At 41.3% G+C, this 19242-nt stretch carries 18 protein-coding genes; all 18 read right to left on the bottom strand.

Going from position 1 to position 19242, the window contains the following annotated elements:
- Positions 1-690, bottom strand: a complete 690-nt coding sequence (locus H7F25_RS06280) for a YggS family pyridoxal phosphate-dependent enzyme (RefSeq protein WP_034281959.1) — start codon at positions 688-690, stop codon at positions 1-3.
- A 6-nt stretch (positions 691-696) separates the two neighbouring features.
- Positions 697-1560 carry a peptidoglycan editing factor PgeF gene (gene pgeF, locus H7F25_RS06275; RefSeq protein WP_073205108.1) on the bottom strand — a complete coding sequence of 288 codons (864 nt, stop codon included), beginning with the start codon at positions 1558-1560 and terminating at the stop codon, positions 697-699.
- Between the two features lie 211 nt (positions 1561-1771).
- Complete coding sequence (locus H7F25_RS06270) at positions 1772-2008, bottom strand: YlmC/YmxH family sporulation protein (protein WP_008344958.1); 237 nt, start codon at positions 2006-2008, stop codon at positions 1772-1774.
- Positions 2009-2087: 79 nt separating this feature from the next.
- The gene (locus H7F25_RS06265) at positions 2088-2864 is read right to left on the bottom strand and encodes an ABC transporter ATP-binding protein (protein WP_024424244.1); all 777 of its coding nucleotides are present in this window, start codon (positions 2862-2864) and stop codon (positions 2088-2090) included.
- Between the two features lie 129 nt (positions 2865-2993).
- Positions 2994-3350, bottom strand: a complete 357-nt coding sequence (locus H7F25_RS06260; RefSeq protein ID WP_007499733.1) for a PTS glucitol/sorbitol transporter subunit IIA — start codon at positions 3348-3350, stop codon at positions 2994-2996.
- A 26-nt stretch (positions 3351-3376) separates the two neighbouring features.
- A complete protein-coding gene (locus H7F25_RS06255) occupies positions 3377-4387 on the bottom strand; it encodes a PTS glucitol/sorbitol transporter subunit IIB (RefSeq protein ID WP_024426936.1) in 1011 nt (336 codons plus the stop codon).
- A gap of 13 nt (positions 4388-4400) precedes the next feature.
- The gene (locus tag H7F25_RS06250) at positions 4401-4931 is read right to left on the bottom strand and encodes a PTS glucitol/sorbitol transporter subunit IIC (protein ID WP_024424246.1); all 531 of its coding nucleotides are present in this window, start codon (positions 4929-4931) and stop codon (positions 4401-4403) included.
- Between the two features lie 18 nt (positions 4932-4949).
- Entirely contained in the window at positions 4950-5381 is a 432-nt protein-coding gene (locus H7F25_RS06245) for a transcriptional regulator GutM (protein WP_024424247.1), read from the bottom strand.
- 12 nt (positions 5382-5393) lie between these two features.
- A complete protein-coding gene (locus tag H7F25_RS06240; protein ID WP_056766377.1) occupies positions 5394-6638 on the bottom strand; it encodes an NAD(P)H-dependent oxidoreductase in 1245 nt (414 codons plus the stop codon).
- 244 nt (positions 6639-6882) lie between these two features.
- Positions 6883-7821 (bottom strand): sugar-binding transcriptional regulator, encoded by a 939-nt coding sequence (locus H7F25_RS06235; protein WP_185854386.1) that lies wholly within the window; start codon positions 7819-7821, stop codon positions 6883-6885.
- Between the two features lie 150 nt (positions 7822-7971).
- The gene (sigG, locus tag H7F25_RS06230; RefSeq protein ID WP_024424250.1) at positions 7972-8751 is read right to left on the bottom strand and encodes an RNA polymerase sporulation sigma factor SigG; all 780 of its coding nucleotides are present in this window, start codon (positions 8749-8751) and stop codon (positions 7972-7974) included.
- A 143-nt stretch (positions 8752-8894) separates the two neighbouring features.
- Positions 8895-9614 (bottom strand): RNA polymerase sporulation sigma factor SigE, encoded by a 720-nt coding sequence (gene sigE, locus H7F25_RS06225; protein WP_034623684.1) that lies wholly within the window; start codon positions 9612-9614, stop codon positions 8895-8897.
- 58 nt (positions 9615-9672) lie between these two features.
- Positions 9673-10602 (bottom strand): sigma-E processing peptidase SpoIIGA, encoded by a 930-nt coding sequence (gene spoIIGA, locus H7F25_RS06220; RefSeq protein ID WP_185854385.1) that lies wholly within the window; start codon positions 10600-10602, stop codon positions 9673-9675.
- Between the two features lie 249 nt (positions 10603-10851).
- The gene (locus H7F25_RS06215) at positions 10852-15168 is read right to left on the bottom strand and encodes a S8 family peptidase (protein WP_185854384.1); all 4317 of its coding nucleotides are present in this window, start codon (positions 15166-15168) and stop codon (positions 10852-10854) included.
- Between the two features lie 302 nt (positions 15169-15470).
- A complete protein-coding gene (gene ftsZ, locus H7F25_RS06210; protein WP_024426931.1) occupies positions 15471-16616 on the bottom strand; it encodes a cell division protein FtsZ in 1146 nt (381 codons plus the stop codon).
- A gap of 33 nt (positions 16617-16649) precedes the next feature.
- Positions 16650-17972 carry a cell division protein FtsA gene (gene ftsA / locus H7F25_RS06205; protein WP_024424253.1) on the bottom strand — a complete coding sequence of 441 codons (1323 nt, stop codon included), beginning with the start codon at positions 17970-17972 and terminating at the stop codon, positions 16650-16652.
- A gap of 159 nt (positions 17973-18131) precedes the next feature.
- A complete protein-coding gene (locus H7F25_RS06200; protein WP_003210988.1) occupies positions 18132-18500 on the bottom strand; it encodes a small basic family protein in 369 nt (122 codons plus the stop codon).
- The gene (locus tag H7F25_RS06195) at positions 18500-19225 is read right to left on the bottom strand and encodes a DUF881 domain-containing protein (RefSeq protein WP_185854383.1); all 726 of its coding nucleotides are present in this window, start codon (positions 19223-19225) and stop codon (positions 18500-18502) included. Before H7F25_RS06195 ends, H7F25_RS06200 begins: the two co-directional genes overlap by 1 nt.
- Positions 19226-19242 lie beyond the last annotated feature (17 nt).

Here is a 19242-nt window from a genome sequence, read left to right as displayed (position 1 = left end):
TCACGCACCTCCTGTTTCATTTCCAACAAGTGAAGAGCCAATCCGAACGAATGTCGCACCTTCTTCAATTGCGATTTCAAAATCATTTGACATGCCCATCGATAAATGCTGACAAGGTGCATTTACTTGGTTAAGATGTTTTACTTCTTCTCGAAGATTTTTTAATGTTTTAAAACAGTTGCGAATCACAGTGTGATCATCTGTAAATGGAGCCATCGTCATCAGTCCAGCAATTTCAATCTGTTTGAAATCAGCTAGCTGCTTTACAAATGGAATGACGTCTTCACTTTTCAAGCCGTGTTTTGACTCCTCAAGAGATGTGTTCACTTGTACAAAACAGCGAACTGTGTGATCCGCTCTTTTTTCAATTTCATTCGCAAGAGACATCCTGTCAAGCGAATGTAAGTAGTCAATTGACTGAATGACAGATTTCACTTTTCGCGTCTGTAAACTGCCGATGAAGTGCCAGCTAATGTTTTCATCGGTTATGGCCGCCTGCTTTTCAAGTAAACCTTGGTCACGATTTTCACCAAAGTGCATAATTCCTGCTTCTTTAGCTTCTTGTGCTCGTTCAATGGAGACATACTTTGTCACAGCGACGACCGATACATCTGCTGGATGTCTACCGGCTCTTTTACATGCTTCGTTTATTTGTTCATTTATTTGTCTGAGATTCTCTCGTACATTCAATTGCACTTATGCCTCCTTAAACCCGACAAAAGACATCATACGTCCTGTTTTCCCTTGATCACGCCGGTGTGAGAAGAAAAGCTGATCATTGCAGCTTGTGCACATCGAACTGACATGTATGTTTTCTTCCTTTATTCCTGCATGAAGCAATACGTTTTTGTTTAATGTTTTCAAATCAATTTTATATTGTCCTGGTGAAATCTCGGAATACACATCCTCTGTTGAAAAAGGAAGCTGTTTCACTTGATCCATGACTGCGTCATCGACTATGTAGCAGCAGCTGCCAATGGATGGTCCAATGACGACTTGAATATGATCGGCCTTGGCATCTTCTTGGCTGACCCATACATCAACCATCTTTGCACCAATTTGCTTGACGGTTCCTTTCCAGCCGGCATGAGCCGTTCCAATTAATCCGTTTTGCGGAGCTAGAAAATAAAGCGGAACACAATCAGCGAAACAAAGAGCGAGCATCATGTTCGTCTCAGACGTATATAAACCGTCTGTACCAGGCAGTGCCTCATGATAATGAAGACTTCCTCTTCCTCTTTGCTCCTTGGTGACTTTCAGGATGCGATCCTCGTGTGTTTGGTCTGCAAACACCCAATCAGAGAGCGGCACAGCAGCAGCATCTGCTATGACTTGACGATTCATTTGAACACTAGAAGCATCATCTCCTACATGGAGTCCAGTGTTCAATGATTGGTATGGAGGTAGGCTGAAGCCGCCGTTTTTTGTGGTAAACCCGGCCAATACCTCTTTACCAGAACATGTCATGTTCGTCCAATCATGAATGGTCATTGCATATGGTGATTTCTGCTGAAAGGGGTCATATTTGTATGTCAAAGCTGCCTCCCACCTTTCATTCATCTCTCTTTATTTCGCTCCTATTTTACCACAAGACATGCATAGACAGTTAGTGGGATTCATTAAATATTACACTCAAATGTGCCCTTTCTGCAGGTTTTTTTACAAATTGATATGAAAACGTAATCTTTTTACCCGAAAAAGACATTGTTTGCTAAGAATGAAGAGTTTATTTTAAGGAAAAATTGAATGATTCATTGAGGAGTTATACGAATTAAGAAGACAAGCGGACAAGTATCACATCTTCGCCAATTTTTACTATATTTCGCCATGGGACAATCATTTCCTCTTCTTTTCCGAAAAATCCCATCATTTTACCTGTGCCGCCAATAATAATCGCTTGGATTTTGCCGCTTGTGACATTAATATCAATGTCCCCAATGGTACCTAATTTTTTCCCGCTGGATACATCGACGACATCCTTGATTTGGAATTCAGAAATACTGATCATCTGTCCTTCCCCGCCTTTCGTTTTCTACTATAATATGTATGATGGAAAAGCAGGGAAGCAGACCAATAGTTTCTTTTATCTACAATTTGCTTAAATGCGGACGGCCATTTCTCCACATGACATCTACCGGACATTCAAAAAAAGAAGAAAGCAGGCCGCTTGTCATCATCTCTTTTGTTTCTCCTTGATCAAAAACCGATCCATTTTTTAATAATAAGGTATGCTGAAAAACAGGCAGAATCTCCTCTGCATGATGGGTCGTATAGAGCAAAGTAGGCGCATCAGGTTTAGCTGCAATAAATGAGATGGTCTCCAGCACTTGCTCTCTTGCTAAAAAATCAAGACCCGTCACAGGTTCATCTAAAATCAAGAGCTGCGGATCATTCATTAAAGCCCTCGCAATCAAGACTTTTTGCTTCTCTCCCTGTGAGAGGGTTTCATATGTTCTGTTGGCATATTTGAATGAACCAAACGCTTTTAATAGATCAATGGCTTTCTCTCTCATTTCATCTGTCGGGGTTTCATAAAGCCCGATAGAAGCAAATGCGCCGCTTAAAACAATTTCAAAAGCATTGTCGTCTCTGTGCAATTTCTTTTCAAGTCCCGCTGAGATGAGACCAATTTTCCTCCTGAGCTTTTCACCAAGAGCTTCCTTGCCAAAGACATGCCCCAGCACTGTCATCTCGCCTGACGTGGGGAAATAATAGGAGCAGAGCATATTTAATAAAGCGGTTTTCCCCGCACCATTTAAACCGTAAAGCACCCAGTGTTCCTGCTTATTTACCTGCCAGTCAACAGACTGCAGCAGCCATTTCCCATTTCTTTTTAATGAAACATTCTTCAATTCAAGTGACACCATAACTTCCTCCTGAGTAAAAATTCTGAATATACAAATAATGAATGTTTACAGCATATCGTAAATGCTCTTTCTGGTAAACCTCATATAAAAAAGCTGCTCCAATTTAGGAACAGCTTTTTTACAAGGTTACGAAATTTCAATTCGTACGCCTTCTTTTATATCAGGAAACGTGTGCGGGGATGCAAATACAGCTCCTGGTAATACATCATCAAACGGCTCTTGGAAGTAGATCGAAATATGGCCGAGCTCTTTAAAGTTGTCATTTGCTTTATTGCCTAGGGCTGTGATCGTGTACGTTTGATCGCCCACTTGAATGGTTCCGCCTAGCTTCAGCGGCTCTTCTTCTAGATGTTCGAACTCATGAATGACAGACATATCTCTTAATTCCTGCGGCGCTGCGGGTCCAAATAAAACAATCAGCTTATCTTCTTTAAATTGCGGGACTAAGATCCCAATTTCTTTTACGACAGATTGTGTTACCATGTATCTCGATTCCTCCTTTAATACGTTTAATACATACCGAAGCTGGCAACGTATGCGATCACAACAGATAGAACCCCTGTAATAAGACGGCTATACAAAACAGCTGGTACCCCATATTGTACCGTTTCCGGCTTCGCTTCACCAAGTGACAGCCCCACTGGAATAAAATCACACCCTACTTGACCGTTGATGGCAAATAGTGCAGGAAGTGCAAATTGAGGCGGAATGTTACCTAGTGCAATTTGACTACCAATCAGAACACCGATGACTTGGGCAATGACTGCTCCAGGTCCTAAGACAGGTGATAGGAACGGCAGTGTACAGACCACAACAAGCAGTAAGAGCCCCCAAAGAGATCCTGCCAAAGGTGATAGAAAATGGGCAATCAGATCACCGATTTTTGTATAATTGATAATTCCAATTAACATACTGACAAATGCCATGAATGGAATAATGTTTTTCAAAAGCATATCAACAGAATCACGGCCAGCCTGGTAGAACGTACCGGTGACTTTCCCGATTCCGCGTGAGAATCTCATCAGGAAATTGCCTTTTTCCTGCCGCTCAATATTTTCCTCTTTCAGCTTTGCATACGTTTCTTTGAAATTCTCTTTATCAATCGACTCACTGTTTTCCTGACCTTCTGCTTTCGCCTCACCATCAGATGCTTCTGCATAGGAAATATCTTTTTCTGTTACGCCTGATACGAAGATATCTTCTGTAATATGTTTAGCAAGCGGCCCAGAAGGAGAGGATGCCAAAACGTCTACAGTTGGAATGCGTTTCATTGGATAAAGTCCGATTCGCGCTGTTCCCCCGCAGTCAATGACAACACACATCATTTCATCTTCTGGTATAGAGTTTTTAAAGCCATCACATGCTTCTGTCCCTGTCATTTCTGCAATTTTACGTGCAACCGGGTGAATGCCTCCCCCTGTAATGGAAACAACCTTTCTTCTTTTACCAGTTGGTTCAAGCTCTAAGCCTTCTCCCCATCCGCCAGCACCTTTTGCAACAAATACTTTGTGGTTTGTCATGTCTAACCCTCCCCTATTGTGAATTCGCTTTCATTTTTCCTGCTAAATATTTTGTAATCCATTCAGTAATGATTCCGCGTAGCAAAATGACGACGATCCCGACTAAGAAGTAACGAACAGCAAGCTCTGACATTGAATATCCAGCTTCTTTAATCCCGTTCGCAATTCCTAAGTAGACAAATAGTTCTCCTGCGTTGGCATACGGGAACAGTGATGTCACCGGATGAACAAATGAAACAGCTGAATCATAGAATGCTGGTTTTTGTTTTTCAGGTAAGAAGCGGCCAAACGTATAAGCCATTGGGTTTGTCAAAATAAGAACAGATAAGATCGGCATTAACGTGTAGCGCAAAATGGTATATTTCGCTGCAAACTGAATGGCTCTATTCACTCGCTCTTCTCCAATAAATTTCATGACAGCATAAGTGAAAGTAAGTAACACAACAAGCGTTGGAACGATACCTGTAATCAGACCCATGAACTGCTTTCCGCCGGCTTCAAACATTCCGATAAAGTGCTCTCCAAACCATTGAATCCATTCCATGTTTCATCTCCCCTTTCTTTAGTTCACATTTGTTATATTTTTTTTCGAAATCGAGACAAGTGCCTGCTCAGCCGCCATGGAAAGTGCTTGCATGACAGCTGGCGCCTTTTTACGCTTTTTCAACGTTTTCTTCATCATGTGGTGCTCATCCAGCACAGCCCCTACATGCTTGCCTTCATATGCAGGGACTTCTTTAAATTTAGATAAGATCGACACGCCGCCAAGCACATGGCATTTTTGAATGATATACGATTCATCCACAATGATGAGCGCAATGGCCCCAGGGCCAACTTTGCGCCGTTCCATTCCTGAAAATAAGTGATAGCCTTGTTTCCCTCTGTAGTCATCAATTAGTGAGTCCATGCTTTTGCGGTAATACTTGATTTGAATAAAAGATAACCCATACTGCACGATGAGAATGATACAAAGTACGATTGCTAATTTTTCCATAGCTTCACGTCCTTATGATTGAAATAAGTGATCTTGTAATGAACGCAGCTTCCAGACGGTTGTGTTTGAATCAAGCTCTACATCATCATGAGTCAGGAACTGTCCTAATTTGATGTCTTTTTTCGCTACGACTTTTCCGCTGATTAAACCAATTGGAATGTGACCGTTCGTTTTCATGTCTTGATGCGTTTCAAGTACACCTCTTACGGAGTATCCGCCAATCCCGTCAAGTGATTCCCCTGCTTTAATAGCTCTTTTCGCAACAGCGACTGTTTCTGACACTGGTACACCAATCGGGTGGATCGATGAATCATGCTGTAAGACCGCTTTTGCGATGGTAACAGGTGTTTCAAGACTCGCTAAGTGGAAAGGACGGTAAAGCGTGTAGTGAGGACCTTTTCCAACTTTTAAGTAACGAAGCTCTTCATCTACTGGCTCTAGATCACTCTTGACGATAACGAATACGCCAGGAGCAAGTCCATTTACATATTCAACGACTCCGAAGTTATCGAGCACGCCGCCTTGTTGTTTTTGATTCAATTTATCTGCTACATTCTCTAAATTTGCTTCGACTCCGTGCATACCGACTTTATCTGGCAAAAGCCCTGTCGCGTTACTTAATAAGTTCATTTCTGCCATTGTTTTTGTTCCGTCTTGGAAGGCAGCGAGCATATGTGCACTCATATGTTTACTATCTGCTTCTGCTTTACACGTATCTGGATTTGCTTCTGGGAAGAATGGGTTGTTCTTGCCTTTCCCAGCAACGAGCACTTCAAGTCCCATTGTTTTTGCAAATTCATATAATTCTAGTGTTGCTGCCGGTTCGTCTCCAGCTGATCCAGAATAAACAAGTCCTGCATTTGTGAATAATTTATGCATCACCAAACCGATGGTAATATCAACTTCTACATTTAAAAGAACGAGATGTTTCTTTGAATTAAGCGCTTCCAAAGAAATGTTTGCTCCGACCTCTGGCACTCCTGTTGCATCTACGACAACTTCCACAAAATCTGATTGAATCACTTCTCTATAATCATTTGTGACGACCATTTGATGCGGCTTCGCATGCTGCTTGTAAAAATTCGCTGCCTTCTCTGCTGCACTAAGGTGAATATCACAAACACCTGCTACAATCATGCCTGGAATTTTAGAAATTTGTGAAATAAGTCCAAAGCCCATTTGGCCTGCCCCAATAATTCCTACTTTGATTGGATCTCCACTGCGTTCTCGAGCTAACAACTGTTGATAGATTGACATCTAAATCATCCTTTCAGGTTTTCTTGCTTCTCGGGTAGATTGCTAGAAAAATAATCTGAAACTTTTAACAAATGTTATAAAAATTAACAAAAATCTGTTTCTTGTAACATTTGTTATTTTATTTATCATTTGTTATGAACTTAGTTTATATGATGTGTCAACTTTGTGTCAAGATAAAATCGATAAAATTTTCAATCTTTTTGAGTCTAAAGACTCAAAAAAACTACCTAATCATATTAGGTAGTTACTTTAATAAGGCATCTCCTGTTCGTTCATCCGTAATTAATACATGAATTAATCCACCTTCTAATGCTGCCCGGATCGCTTCAACTTTTTCTTCTCCTCCAGCGACACCAATGACTAGCGGGATTTCTTTCAACTTTTGCGGGCTTATGCCCATTACCCTGTCGTTCCATGGGTGAGGATACACTTCCCCTTGGTGATCAATAAAGTTATAGCAAATGTCACCCGCTACATCCTTCGCTTGAAGAATATCCTCCTCACCGCTTGTCATATAAGATTTCACCATCGTTGAATGCTGCGGAACCCCGCCAATCCCGACAACCGCAATATTTGATGATTCTCCTAATTCAATCACTTTTTTGATTGACGGCTGCCGTATCAGTACATCCTTCGCTTCTTTCGTATCAAGCATGACAGGCACATGTAAAAACTCACATTTAGATTTGAGTGCCTCTGTGCATCTCGCAATAATATAATTGGCATGGATATCAACATCTTCGTTTCCCACACCCCCGACAAGCGGAACAAATGTCACGGATGGGTAGTGCTGAACTGACGTAAGCGCTTTCGCCATTTCATGCAAAGTCGTTCCTGAGGAAAAACCGATGACTTGTCCATCCTTCATGACTTTTAATAAAAAGCCTGCCGCCGCAGCGCCGATTCGGCTTTTTGTTGTTTCTTGGCTGAGCGTTTCCACACAGACGACTTCTCGCAGCCCGTATTTCCGCTCTATTTTTCTTTCTAAAGATCCATATTGTTGATTCATTTCATCATGAATAATGATTTCCACGATTCCTGCTTCACGTGCTTTTGCCAAATATTTCGATATGAGCGAACGGCTAACCCCAACAGCATCTGCTATTTTAGATTGAGTGGCGCCTTCTTCATAATACATATGCGCAACCTTAATGAGCAGCCTTCTTTCATCATGGAATGTCATAATAACCCTTCTTTCCGCTTAAGTGTTCCCTAACAAATGATATCTAAAATAACATTTGTTAAAAACAGATTAAATGAAAAAAATAACAGAGTCAATACTAGAGACGTGCTCTTTCCAAGAATGAAAAAAGCCGCACATGAAGCGGCGGCTTTAAAAGATGTTTTTATTCATTTGTTTGATGGCTGCTTTTTCAAGTCTTGAGACTTGTGCTTGAGAAATCCCGATCTCTTCAGCGACTTCCATTTGCGTTTTTCCTTGGAAGAAGCGTTTGCGGAGAATCATTTTTTCTCGATCATTCAATCTGCGCATTCCCTCTTTTAAGGCCAATTCCTCTACCCATTGTGTGTCTTTGTTCCGATCATCACTAATTTGATCCATCACATAAATCGGATCTCCTCCGTCATTATAGATCGGTTCAAACAAAGAAACAGGATCTTGAATCGCATCTAGGGCAAAGACAATTTCCTCATGAGGCACTTCCAGCACTTTGGCAATGTCTTCTGCCGTTGGCTCCTTGCTTGTCTCACTAATCAGCCTCTCACGAACCTGAAGCGCTTTGTAGGCAATATCTCTTAGTGAACGAGACACCCGAATTGGGTTGTTATCACGCAAGTATCGACGGATTTCTCCTATGATCATAGGGACCGCATAAGTTGAAAATCTGACATTGTGGCTTAAATCAAAATTATCAATTGATTTCATTAATCCGATACAGCCTACTTGGAAGAGATCATCCACATACTCGCCTCTGTTGTTAAAACGCTGAATCACACTTAAAACCAACCGCAAATTGCCATTGACTAGCTTTTCTCTTGCTGTATCGTCACCCTCATCTTGCAGCTGTCTGAACAATTTTCTCATCTCTTCGTTTTTCAGAACAGGCAGTTTGGAGGTGTCGACTCCGCAGATTTCCACTTTATTTCTGGACACTTTTTTCCCTCCCTACAGGAGCTGTTGTACAAAGTTCAGTATCTCCTTGGGATGGAAAAATATGCACGAGTGATGACGAGAATCATGAGAAAAGAAGTTGATTCCTTTGACAGCAAAGGGACAGGGCTTTTTTAAAAATTTTTTTAGACCATTTTGTTAAATTCTTTTTGTAATCGTTTAATAATTCTTTTTTCAAGCCTTGAAATATACGACTGGGAAATGCCTAGCATATCAGCGACATCTTTTTGGGTTTTTTCCTCACCGCCAACCAAGCCGAATCTAAGCTCCATGATCTGCTTTTCGCGGTCATTTAATTGTTCCAGCGCTTTTTTCAAAAGTTTTTTATCTACATTTGCTTCAATATCTCGTGTGATAATATCATCATCTGTTCCAAGTACGTCTGATAAAAGCAGTTCATTTCCGTCCCAATCAATGTTGAGCGGCTCATCAAACGACACTTCTGAACGAATTTTATTATTTCGGCGCAAATACATCAAAATCTCATTTTCAATACATCTCGAAGCATATGTCGCAAGCTTGATCTTTTTTTCTGGGTTAAATGTATTGACTGCCTTAATTAGACCAATAGTTCCAATACTAATTAAATCCTCAATATTAATCCCTGTGTTTTCAAATTTTCTTGCGATGTAGACCACCAACCGCAAATTTCTTTCAATCAGGATAGCCCTTGCTGTTTGATCACCTTTTGGTAATTTGACAAGCAGTTCCTGCTCTTCATCCTTTGATAATGGCGGCGGCAGCGCCTCACTACCACCAATATAATAAATCTCATCACTCTTAAGACCTAGCTTCATGAGGAGTTTATACCAGTAGTAACTGAGTTTAAATTTTAATTTTTTCATCTTCTTCTCCCTTCTAAATGTCAAGTTGACCTCGTAAGATAAAAGACATCACCAAAACTTAAGACACCCCTTGGATGATTTTTCCGTCTAACATATCTGGATGAATGATGGATTGAAATTCCTGATCTGCTGATAAACCGCTCAGACTCATGCCTACAAAACACTTGGCTGGCTGGATCATATGCGTTTTTGAATAAATGATGACCGTATCTGGTTTTAAGCATAGAAGAAACCCGTGATCATGACCGACCGCTCGATATGGAACAAGTCTTAAACGGTCAAAAAGCGGAAATTGATCATCGAGCTTTTGCATCACTTCAACAGGATGAGACTGCTTCATAAGCTCTATAAATGGCTCTCCGCAAATGGACATGAGTTGATCTGCTTGAACGATCATCACAGGTGTTTTCGTCATAGGATCATACAGCTGATTGCCAGAATCGACGAGTCCCTTTAAGCGGATGGTCTCTCCTTGAATGTGTATCTCCGCAAGGACTTGTTCATCAAACTGTCTTTTTTTCGCACCGACCTCTCCTAATCGTTTCTTTGAAAAGAGCCAAATCGCAGGAAAGCCGGTTAAAACGAAAAGCCAGCTAATGGGATCACCAAAGCCATCATTTTGTGAAATCAGCAGCCCGTCTTGAATAACAGTATTGGTTTGTAAAAACGAATGAACCCCGATCATGCCTCCTCCCATCAAAAATGTGACAAAGTAAAAAGCAAACAGGTTTTGAAAAAAGAATCGAAATCTTTGAAATCCAAAAGTTGCAAGCACGATCAAGACAGAAAAAAGCAGTTTGCCTAGAGGGTGTGACACAAACATTGCAAATGGTGTAAAGAGCAAGAGAACAATGCTCGATCCAATCAGAGCTCCTAACATATATCGCCGTTTTTTTACTTGTCGTTTGAGAATAAATGCAGTGAGTAAGAGAAGCAATAGATCAAAACAAAAGTTTAACAGCCAAATCACATCTAAATAAATGACCACCTTCTGCTCCTTTCATCTGAAACAAAGAATCAAAAGCAGTACTTGCACTTGTTTGTACCAGTATAAAACAGCCAAGAGATGGAAGTCTGTCAATTCTTGTTGGGGATGATAGAGAACTTTTGGTGGATTGTTATTGTTTTTGTCGAGGAATGAGAGCACAAAGAAAGAGAGTGTGCTTCCGGACAAGCTTACAAACAAGTATTCGAAACGAAAAAGACACGCTCCAAGGAAGCGTGCCTTTCTTAAGGATTATTTTTCATTGATATTTAATGTGCCTGGGGCTTTTTGCCGTGTGACATTTCCATAATCATCCCGCACAATCACTTCAATGACTGCACCTTTTGCTTTGGCGGTAGAAGTAGCTGTCCAGTAACCTTCATATGTTCCCTTGGCTACCTCGCGAAGCGGCAGCTCTGTTGTATTTTGCAGCTTTGATCTCGCGTTTGTCAGCGGCATGTGAATGACAAACGTTGCGTCTAGCTTTTCTCTGCTGTTAAATGAAATTTTAACAGACTCACCTGATGATAGATTGACATTCTCTGCTGGTGTCAGCTTAGAAATCTCAGGCGCTTCGTATTGAACATCGATATCGACTTTTTTAGTCGTTTTGTTTCCTGCTGCATCTTTTGCTGTTACTTTGATCGTATTTTTCCCGTTTTCAAGCAAGATTCTTGCAGAATATTTCCCATCTTTTATTGCTGCTTTTTTTCCATTCACAGTGACTTGATCAAGATGATCATCCGTTACCTTTCCTTCTACAGTGAGTGATTCTTTGTTAGACTTTTCCCCTTTTTTTGGTGTATCTATCGTTAACACTGGGGCTGTTTGATCAATGATCACCTTGACTGATTTGGATTTTTTCGTTGCGCCTTTATCCGTAACAGTAGCAGCCGTGAATACATGCTCTCCGCTTGACACTGTAACCTTCTCTTTGAAAGCACCCGACTGATCTGCTTTCACTTTGGCAATCTCTTTATCGTTTTGATAGATCGCTACATCAAGCCCTGGAGAGGCTTTCCCTTCAATCTCCAGTTCATCTTTGTTCGTGATCGTTCCAGCCTTTGGAGATGTTATTTCTGGCACATCTGCTTCATATTGGACAAGCGCACGAATCATATAATTTCCCTCTTCTTTTGGAGAAGGAGAAAAGGCACCGCTTGTCAGCTGCCAGCTTCTTTCAGCATTTGGTCCATCTTCATCTGTTGCAAGGCCTGGAGATTCCGTATTCTTTTTCGTTTGAATATAGACAAGATAGAAATCTCCATCCACCGTAATGGCTTGATCTTCTAAATCTACTTTTGTCCATTCACCATTACGCAGCGCATTCGCTTTAAAAGGTCCAGCAATTTTCTCACCTGGAGCGCCGTCCTTCCCAGAAGCATCATACACTTCAACCGCAAATTCATTCCCGCCAGGGGCTGGCCACTCTGTTGTCCAGAAACGGAAAAGCCCCCCTGTGACCTGTGCTTGTTTCTTCCCTTTTTCTAATGAAAATTTCACCGCCCAGCCATTACCAGGATCATAGAACGCCCGTGCATTTTCAGCTGTTCCGTCATCGTAGCCAATTTCGCCAGCAAAACCGATGAAAGGTTCCAGCTTGATTGCTTTTTCAAGCGGCTTTTCTGTCACATCGGCTGTAAACGAATATCCTTTAAACCCTTTCGCAAATACTTTGACTGTATACACACCGCTCAATGCCTCTAGAGAAAACTCGCCAGATTCATCTGTTTTCACCGGCTCAATTTTCGCATCCTCTACAAGATAAACCGTAGCATCCTTTACTTTTTCACCCGTTGTTTCATTGACAATTGTGCCAGATATCGTTCGTTTTTCTAGTGGCTGTAATGAGAAATTTGCCTCTGCTTGATCATTTGCAGAAATATTGACTTTTTGTGTGCGTGATTCAAAGCCATATGCTTCAGCTTTCACTGTAAATTCCCCTGCACCATGAGAAAGCTGATATCTCCCTGTCGCTTCATCTGTGTACGTGGACTTGCCGCTTTCAAGAACACTGATTTCTGCCTTCATCGGAAGAGCTTTGATAGATGGGGCATCTACACTTTTTTCCTTTTTCATCTGGACATGTTTTTCTTTTATTTTAGCAGGCTTTGCGCTTTTCGGATCGACAGGTTTCTTCTGCTCCTGTGCTGGCTTTTCTTTTTTGATGACGCCAAGCTGTTTCTTTGCCTTTTGAGGCAAGGCTTGATCTGTTATTTTCACATCATCTAAATAAAAACCGTCTTTTGTTACACTGCCATCCGTTCTTAGCTGAAAAATAACTCTCACGTTCTGACCTTTGTAAGCAGATAAATCTACTTCTCCTTTTGTCCATCCACTTGTTTTGCCTGTGTAGGCTGCCACTTGGACAGCATCTTCCCCCTCAGGCTGCACATGAATATGCACATAGTCATAATTTGCTTCAAGGTCATGCCAGTATTGATATTGTAAAAAGGAGGAGCCTGACTCAGGTACAGCAATCATCGGCATAGATAAATGAGCATCTGTTTGATTTTCATAAGGACTGTCTAGGTTTGTAGCATAGACATGATCTCCAGTAAAGGCCTGTTTCGGACCGGTGGTCGGCTTCCCCCACTGCCAAGGATCTTTTGTTCCACCACTGAACCATCCACTTGGCCAAGCTTCAAAATCTTGCGAGTAGCCAGTCGTGATGGATGTTTTAATCGGAAGCGTATACGGTTCTGATGCAGCTTCATTTTCTCCAAAATCTTTCACAATCCATCGATACGTGACATTTTCACCCTCAACTTCTGGGAGCTGAACAACATATGTCCCTTTTAAATGATTTCCATCCGTTCGTTTTGCTTGCAGCGTCTCCCTTTTCCCTTGATCCACTTGATAGCTCAAGGAGACATTTGTCACAGCTACTTCATCTTCTGCTGTAATACTTAGAGGTGTTGGTGTAGAGGCAAAAATTTCATTCGGTCCTTTATGAGAAAAAACAGGTGGGTCTGTATCTTCTCCTTCTTTTGTTACCTGTCCTTCAATCTTGCCAATTCCATCTGTTAATGCTGTGATGGCTTCTTTTGCATCAACTAATCCTGCCCCATAGCCATTGTTAGGGGATTCCGGGAATTGCTGATCTGTCAGCGGTTTTGCAGTATCAATGAGAATTTCTTCGATCTCTTCAACAGACAGATCTGACTGTACTTGGCGCAGAAGAGCCACAACAGCTGAAACATGCGGACCTGCCATCGAGGTTCCATTCCAGCCATCCTCATACCCTTTCCCAGGAATAGAAGAACGAATATTTACCCCTGGAGCCGCAATATCTGGTTTCATGACCCCATATGGAGAGGGGCCTTGCAAAGAGAAAGAACCCAGTTTGTTGTTTTGATCTGTTGCACCCGTCGCAAAGGCTTCGGGATAGTTCGCAGGATTTGCAATAGATCCCTCACCGCCAGGGTTAAATAAATCCGTATTACCAGCTGAAAACTCTGGGAAGATGTCCGCTGCTCTCCAAGCATTGACCACATCTTTATACCAATCATCAAGACCAGGCCCACCGCCCCAAGAATTATTGACCACATCTGGCGCCTTTTCTGGATGAGGGGTTCCGTTTTCATCTTTTGGAGCTAAAATCCATTCACCTGCGTCAAGCAGATCAGCATCTGATCCACCATCTTCTGAGAAAGCTTTCACCGCGATCCATTTTGCACCTGGTGCAACTCCAATTTGATTCTCTCCATTTGGCTCAGAGCCAACCATCGTTCCCGTTACATGTGTACCATGCTCTAAATCATCGTATGGCGCTTTAGAACCTGTCGTTGCATCGTACCAATTGAATTCATGAGAAGGTTCATTCGGACGTGCAGGGTCAAATCCGCGGTATTTTTCTTTTAATGCAGGATGATCCCATTCCACACCTGTATCAATACTTGCCACAACGGTACCAGTTCCGTCATAGCCTAAAGCCCACGCTTCTGGGGCATGAACTTGAGAAATATTCCACTCGATTCCATCTGCTGCTTTGATTTGTTTGTTTTTCTTTGAAGTCTTCAAATCAACAGGACGATGGATTTGACGGATTTCATTTGGCAGCACTTGATCTACTTCTGGGAAGGAAGCTACCTTTTCCATGACTTCTTTCGTTCCCGTCACAGCGAGACCATTCACAATATAGTACGAATGAATATCCTTCACTTGCTTTTTCTTCTGGGCTTTTTGTAAATAAGCAAGCAGCGCTTCCTGCGTCTCTTCAGACGTCGCTCTTAGTTCTGATACGACAGCTGATCTTTTTGTGTACTGCGTTTTAGCAGCTGTTAACTTTTGTTTTTTGGCTTTTGACACAGCATCCTTCGCCACTTTTTTGACATTGGTTTGTTCCTTCATTTTGACTAAAAAGGTCACCTTGTCTTCTTGTTGAAACTGTTTCATTAATCTAGATGAGATCTTTGCTTTTGTTTTCTTGGAGGAAACAGCTTCCTCTTGATATGAGGTAGAAGTCGATTTTGCTTGAACCATCCCAAAGCTTGTCATCATTAAAGTACCAATCACCAAAAGACTCATCAAACGATAGCCGGCGGTTTTGCGAAACTTCACTTTCAATCAAATCCCTCCTCCTCAAATGGTCAAACAGTGTATGGGTTTAACTCCTCCCTTTCCTTTGTTCATGACAAGATTCATGGTGTTCTATTTAATGTAGTCAAATAAAGTTCATCATTTTGTCGCTTTTTGTAATAGGATTTAAAAATGATTCTTTTTACTTAATCACTCTAAGTCGAAATACATATGTTGGATAAAGTAATCCAGACACATTTAAGACTTTTTGATTAGTAGTGATGCGGGTTTCTTTATATATTGAACATGAAAAAATCCCCTTCCGGTGGAAGGGGATGAGTGATACTCGATTAGCGTTTATTACGGTTGCGCAAGAACGTTGGGATATCCAGCGTATCATCGCTTGATTGTGTATTTTGTCTCGGCTGAGATGATGACTGCTGATGTTCCTCACGTTTTACTTCACGTTTTTGAGGAATGGATTGATTTTGCTTTAATCCTTGCCCTAATGGATTTCTTTGTGGTTTTGACACCTCTGGCTCTTGCTCAATAAATCCAGTTGCGATCACGGTTACCACAATTTCATCCTTCAAGTTATCATTAATGACAGAACCGAAAATCATGTTTACATCTTCATCAGATGCAGAAGCCACAATGTCCGCTGCTTCTTGTACCTCATAAAGACTTAGGTTCGTACCACCAGTAATATTCATGATAACACCTTGTGCACCGTCGATTGCCGTTTCTAGAAGTGGTGAAGAAATAGCTTTCTTCGCAGCTTCAGCGGCACGATTTTCACCAGTCGCAACACCGATACCCATAAGAGCAGAACCTTTATTGGACATGATCGTTTTCACGTCAGCAAAGTCAAGGTTGATTAAACCTGGTGTAGCAATAAGATCTGAGATCCCTTGAACACCTTGTCGTAGCACGTTATCTGCTGCACGGAATGCTTCAAGCATTGGCGTGTTTTTATCAACAATTTCAAGCAAGCGATCGTTTGGAATCACAATTAAAGTGTCAACTGCTTCTTTCATAGAAGCAATTCCTTCGACTGCTTGAAGCTGACGCTTTCTTCCTTCAAATGTGAAAGGACGAGTCACGACTCCAACTGTCAATGCACCAGAATCTTTTGCGATTTTTGCAATGACAGGTGCAGCACCCGTACCAGTTCCACCGCCCATACCAGCAGTAACAAAGACCATGTCTGCGCCTTTTAATACTTCTTCAATCTGTTCTTTGCTTTCCTCAGCAGCTTTTTTACCGACTTCAGGATTCGCACCTGCTCCAAGCCCTCTTGTCAGCTTAGCACCGATTTGCATTTTCGTTTCTGCTTTTGATAGATTTAACGCCTGTGCATCTGTGTTGACTGCAATGAAATCGACACCTTGTACGTCATTTTCGATCATTCGGTTGACAGCGTTATTTCCGCCTCCACCTACTCCGATTACTTTAATTGATGCTAGGCCGTCTATATTTGTTTCAAACTCCAACATGCTGAATCCTCCTAATCCGTCGAAAATCTAATTCTATTCCCAGAACATATTAAATAGTTTTTTCATTTTGCCCGGTTTTTTATTTGTCTCTTCTTGTGCTTTTTGTTTTACTTTCGGTCTTGGCTGCGCTTCTTTCACTTGTGGTGCAGAAGAAACCGGCTCCATGGATGCGCCTACTTCATGAAACGCCTCATCCGGCATTTGGAATCCAACTTGTCTGCCCTGAATCTTTGCATTGCGATAAGCAAAGTGGATCAGACCCACTCCTGTCATATACTGAGGTTCTCTCACCCCAATATAATTTGGACTTGCAATTCTAACATTGTTTTGCAAGACCGTTTGTGCAAGAGAAAGGATACCTGGTATAGCTGCCTGTCCACCTGTTAGAACGAATCCGCCAGGCAAATCATGGACACCCATATTTCTTAATTCCTCTGCCACAAAGAGCAAGATTTCTTCCAGCCGAGCCTCGATGATATTAGCCGCTTCAAGCTGTGTATACGTCTGTTTCTGATCGGTACCGATGACAGAAACTTCAAATGTTTCCTCAGACGATGCCTCATCATAAAACGCATGTCCAAATTGTTTTTTGATTCGTTCAGCTTCTTCAGTAGAAGTTCTAAGTCCTATAGACAAATCTTTTGTAATGTTCTCTCCGCCCAAAGGGATACTGTGAGTAGAATAGAGATGCCCGTTTTCAAATACGGAAATCGTTGTAGATCCGCCGCCAATATCGACGAGAGCTACCCCTAGATTTTTTTCATCTTTCGATAATGCTGCTGAGCCCGATGCGAGCGGCTGCAAGCAAATATCCATAATTTCAATTCCAGCTCTTTCTACACATCGGAGCCAGTTATGTAGAATCGTTTTAGAACCTGTAATTAACGATCCATCCACCTCTAGCCGAACACCAAGCATTTTTTTCGGATCAGTGATCTCATCTCTTCCGTCGACGATAAATTGTCTCGGGATGACGTCTACGACGAGATGTTCTTGAGGAATAGATACTACCTGTGCAGCATCTAAGACACGTCTCACATCTTCAGCATGTATTTCTTTGTTTTCACTAGATACTGCGACCACGCCGCTCGTATTCTGAATATGAATGTGGTTTCCGTTAATTCCGACAATCGCCTTTTGTAAAGGAAAACCTACCATTCTCTCAGCCTGTTCAAATGCTTGTCTAATAGAATGAACTGTCTCATCTATATCAACAATCGATCCTTTTTTTAACCCTTCTGAAGGGACATTTCCAACACCTATAATGTTAAGCGAATCATCCGCCATTTCTCCGACGATGACTTTTATATTGGATGTACCGATGTCAAGGCTGACGTAAATTTCATTGTTGTTCATTCTATGGCACCTCCTCACATATCAATACTTTCTATTCTATTATTTGCTGAACAACAATACAATGAATGTGTTTTTACAAGTGTGTAACAAAACTTAAAAAATCAACATTTTTTATTAGGATTACTGAAAATATTCGTTACATCATATGTATATCCTTTTTTATGACTCACTTTTTTTCTTTTTTTCTCTAGAAATTGTCCATTTTGTTAGTAGAATTCTTCGAATAACTGCTATATTTTGAAACAATCTAACGCCGAAAGCAAACATTCCGACTAAATACAAGTCTACACCAAGATGGACGCCCAGAAAAGCTAAACTTATTGCAAGTATAATATTAAAGAAAAAGCCTGATACAAACACTAGTTCATCGTATGCCCCTTGCAGATGTGCCCTGATTCCACCAATCAATGTATCAAGCGCAGCAAGTACAGCGAGGGAAAGATAATTAGAATACTCATTCGGTATCGTAAAATTTGTTAAGAAACCGATCGCAACTCCTATGATTAAGCCAAGTACAGGAAGCCACATTAAGATTTTCCCTCCTTTACATCGTCAAGAGGCTTCAACTCGTTTAACTGAATTGCACCGTCATATGCTTTTAATTGAATTTGCTGCTTCGGCTGGCTAATACTTAAGCCAAAATTTTCCTGAACAAACAAATCACCAATATCTGATACATTTAAACGGCTGTATAATTTGTCGGCCTGATCGCTGATCATCTTGATGGTCACTTCATCACCATCTAAGCTGTAGCCATCCATTTTCGTCGTACCATTAATATCTCGAATCACACTTGTATTAATCACACGGTGGTCATTAATGGAAATATGTTTTGCCCCATACATATTGGCTTCGTTGATTAGCTTTTTCAGAAGATCAGGCGGGATATTTTTCACTTCTTCCCCGGTCAGATCCTTGGAGAAGAGCTGAGAGATGTCAACTTCAATTCCCTCCCCTGTCACTTCTGTAAAACCAGCCTTTTCTTTTAAATCTTTTAATGTTTTAGTTAGTTGAGCTTCTTTTGATTGATCTCCTTGATGACCATACTTTTTCAGCATTTCATCGTATTTATCAATTTCTTTCAGCAAATCCAATTCTTTACTTTTAGATGCAGATAAATCCTCTCTTAGCTCCCACACATCGCGAGTATCACGAACTTTGGGCTTTTGCAATGAATTAAATTGGATGGAGACCATGATGCCGAATATCACCATTAAGGCTGTCAAACTAAGTAAAGGCTTCTTTTTCCTCAACACCACTCACCTTTTCA

The organism is Bacillus sp. PAMC28571 (genome assembly GCF_014250435.1).
In the GTDB taxonomy this organism is placed as follows: domain Bacteria; phylum Bacillota; class Bacilli; order Bacillales; family Bacillaceae; genus Bacillus; species Bacillus safensis.
The sequence above is the reverse complement of the archived record's forward strand: the minus strand, read 5'-3'. Positions and strand labels throughout refer to the sequence as shown.

What these genes read in the sequence shown, in the direction of transcription:
- pgeF (WP_073205108.1), bottom strand. Translation starts at nt 1,560, where the DNA reads ATGAATGAAAGGTGGGAGGCAGCTTTGACATACAAATATGACCCCTTT.
- H7F25_RS06270 (WP_008344958.1), bottom strand. Translation starts at nt 2,008, where the DNA reads ATGATCAGTATTTCTGAATTCCAAATCAAGGATGTCGTCGATGTATCC.
- H7F25_RS06260 (WP_007499733.1), bottom strand. Translation starts at nt 3,350, where the DNA reads ATGGTAACACAATCTGTCGTAAAAGAAATTGGGATCTTAGTCCCGCAA.
- H7F25_RS06255 (WP_024426936.1), bottom strand. Translation starts at nt 4,387, where the DNA reads ATGACAAACCACAAAGTATTTGTTGCAAAAGGTGCTGGCGGATGGGGA.
- H7F25_RS06250 (WP_024424246.1), bottom strand. Translation starts at nt 4,931, where the DNA reads ATGGAATGGATTCAATGGTTTGGAGAGCACTTTATCGGAATGTTTGAA.
- H7F25_RS06245 (WP_024424247.1), bottom strand. Translation starts at nt 5,381, where the DNA reads ATGGAAAAATTAGCAATCGTACTTTGTATCATTCTCATCGTGCAGTAT.
- H7F25_RS06240 (WP_056766377.1), bottom strand. Translation starts at nt 6,638, where the DNA reads ATGTCAATCTATCAACAGTTGTTAGCTCGAGAACGCAGTGGAGATCCA.
- H7F25_RS06235 (WP_185854386.1), bottom strand. Translation starts at nt 7,821, where the DNA reads ATGACATTCCATGATGAAAGAAGGCTGCTCATTAAGGTTGCGCATATG.
- sigE (WP_034623684.1), bottom strand. Translation starts at nt 9,614, where the DNA reads ATGAAAAAATTAAAATTTAAACTCAGTTACTACTGGTATAAACTCCTC.
- ftsZ (WP_024426931.1), bottom strand. Translation starts at nt 16,616, where the DNA reads ATGTTGGAGTTTGAAACAAATATAGACGGCCTAGCATCAATTAAAGTA.
- ftsA (WP_024424253.1), bottom strand. Translation starts at nt 17,972, where the DNA reads ATGAACAACAATGAAATTTACGTCAGCCTTGACATCGGTACATCCAAT.
- H7F25_RS06200 (WP_003210988.1), bottom strand. Translation starts at nt 18,500, where the DNA reads ATGTGGCTTCCTGTACTTGGCTTAATCATAGGAGTTGCGATCGGTTTC.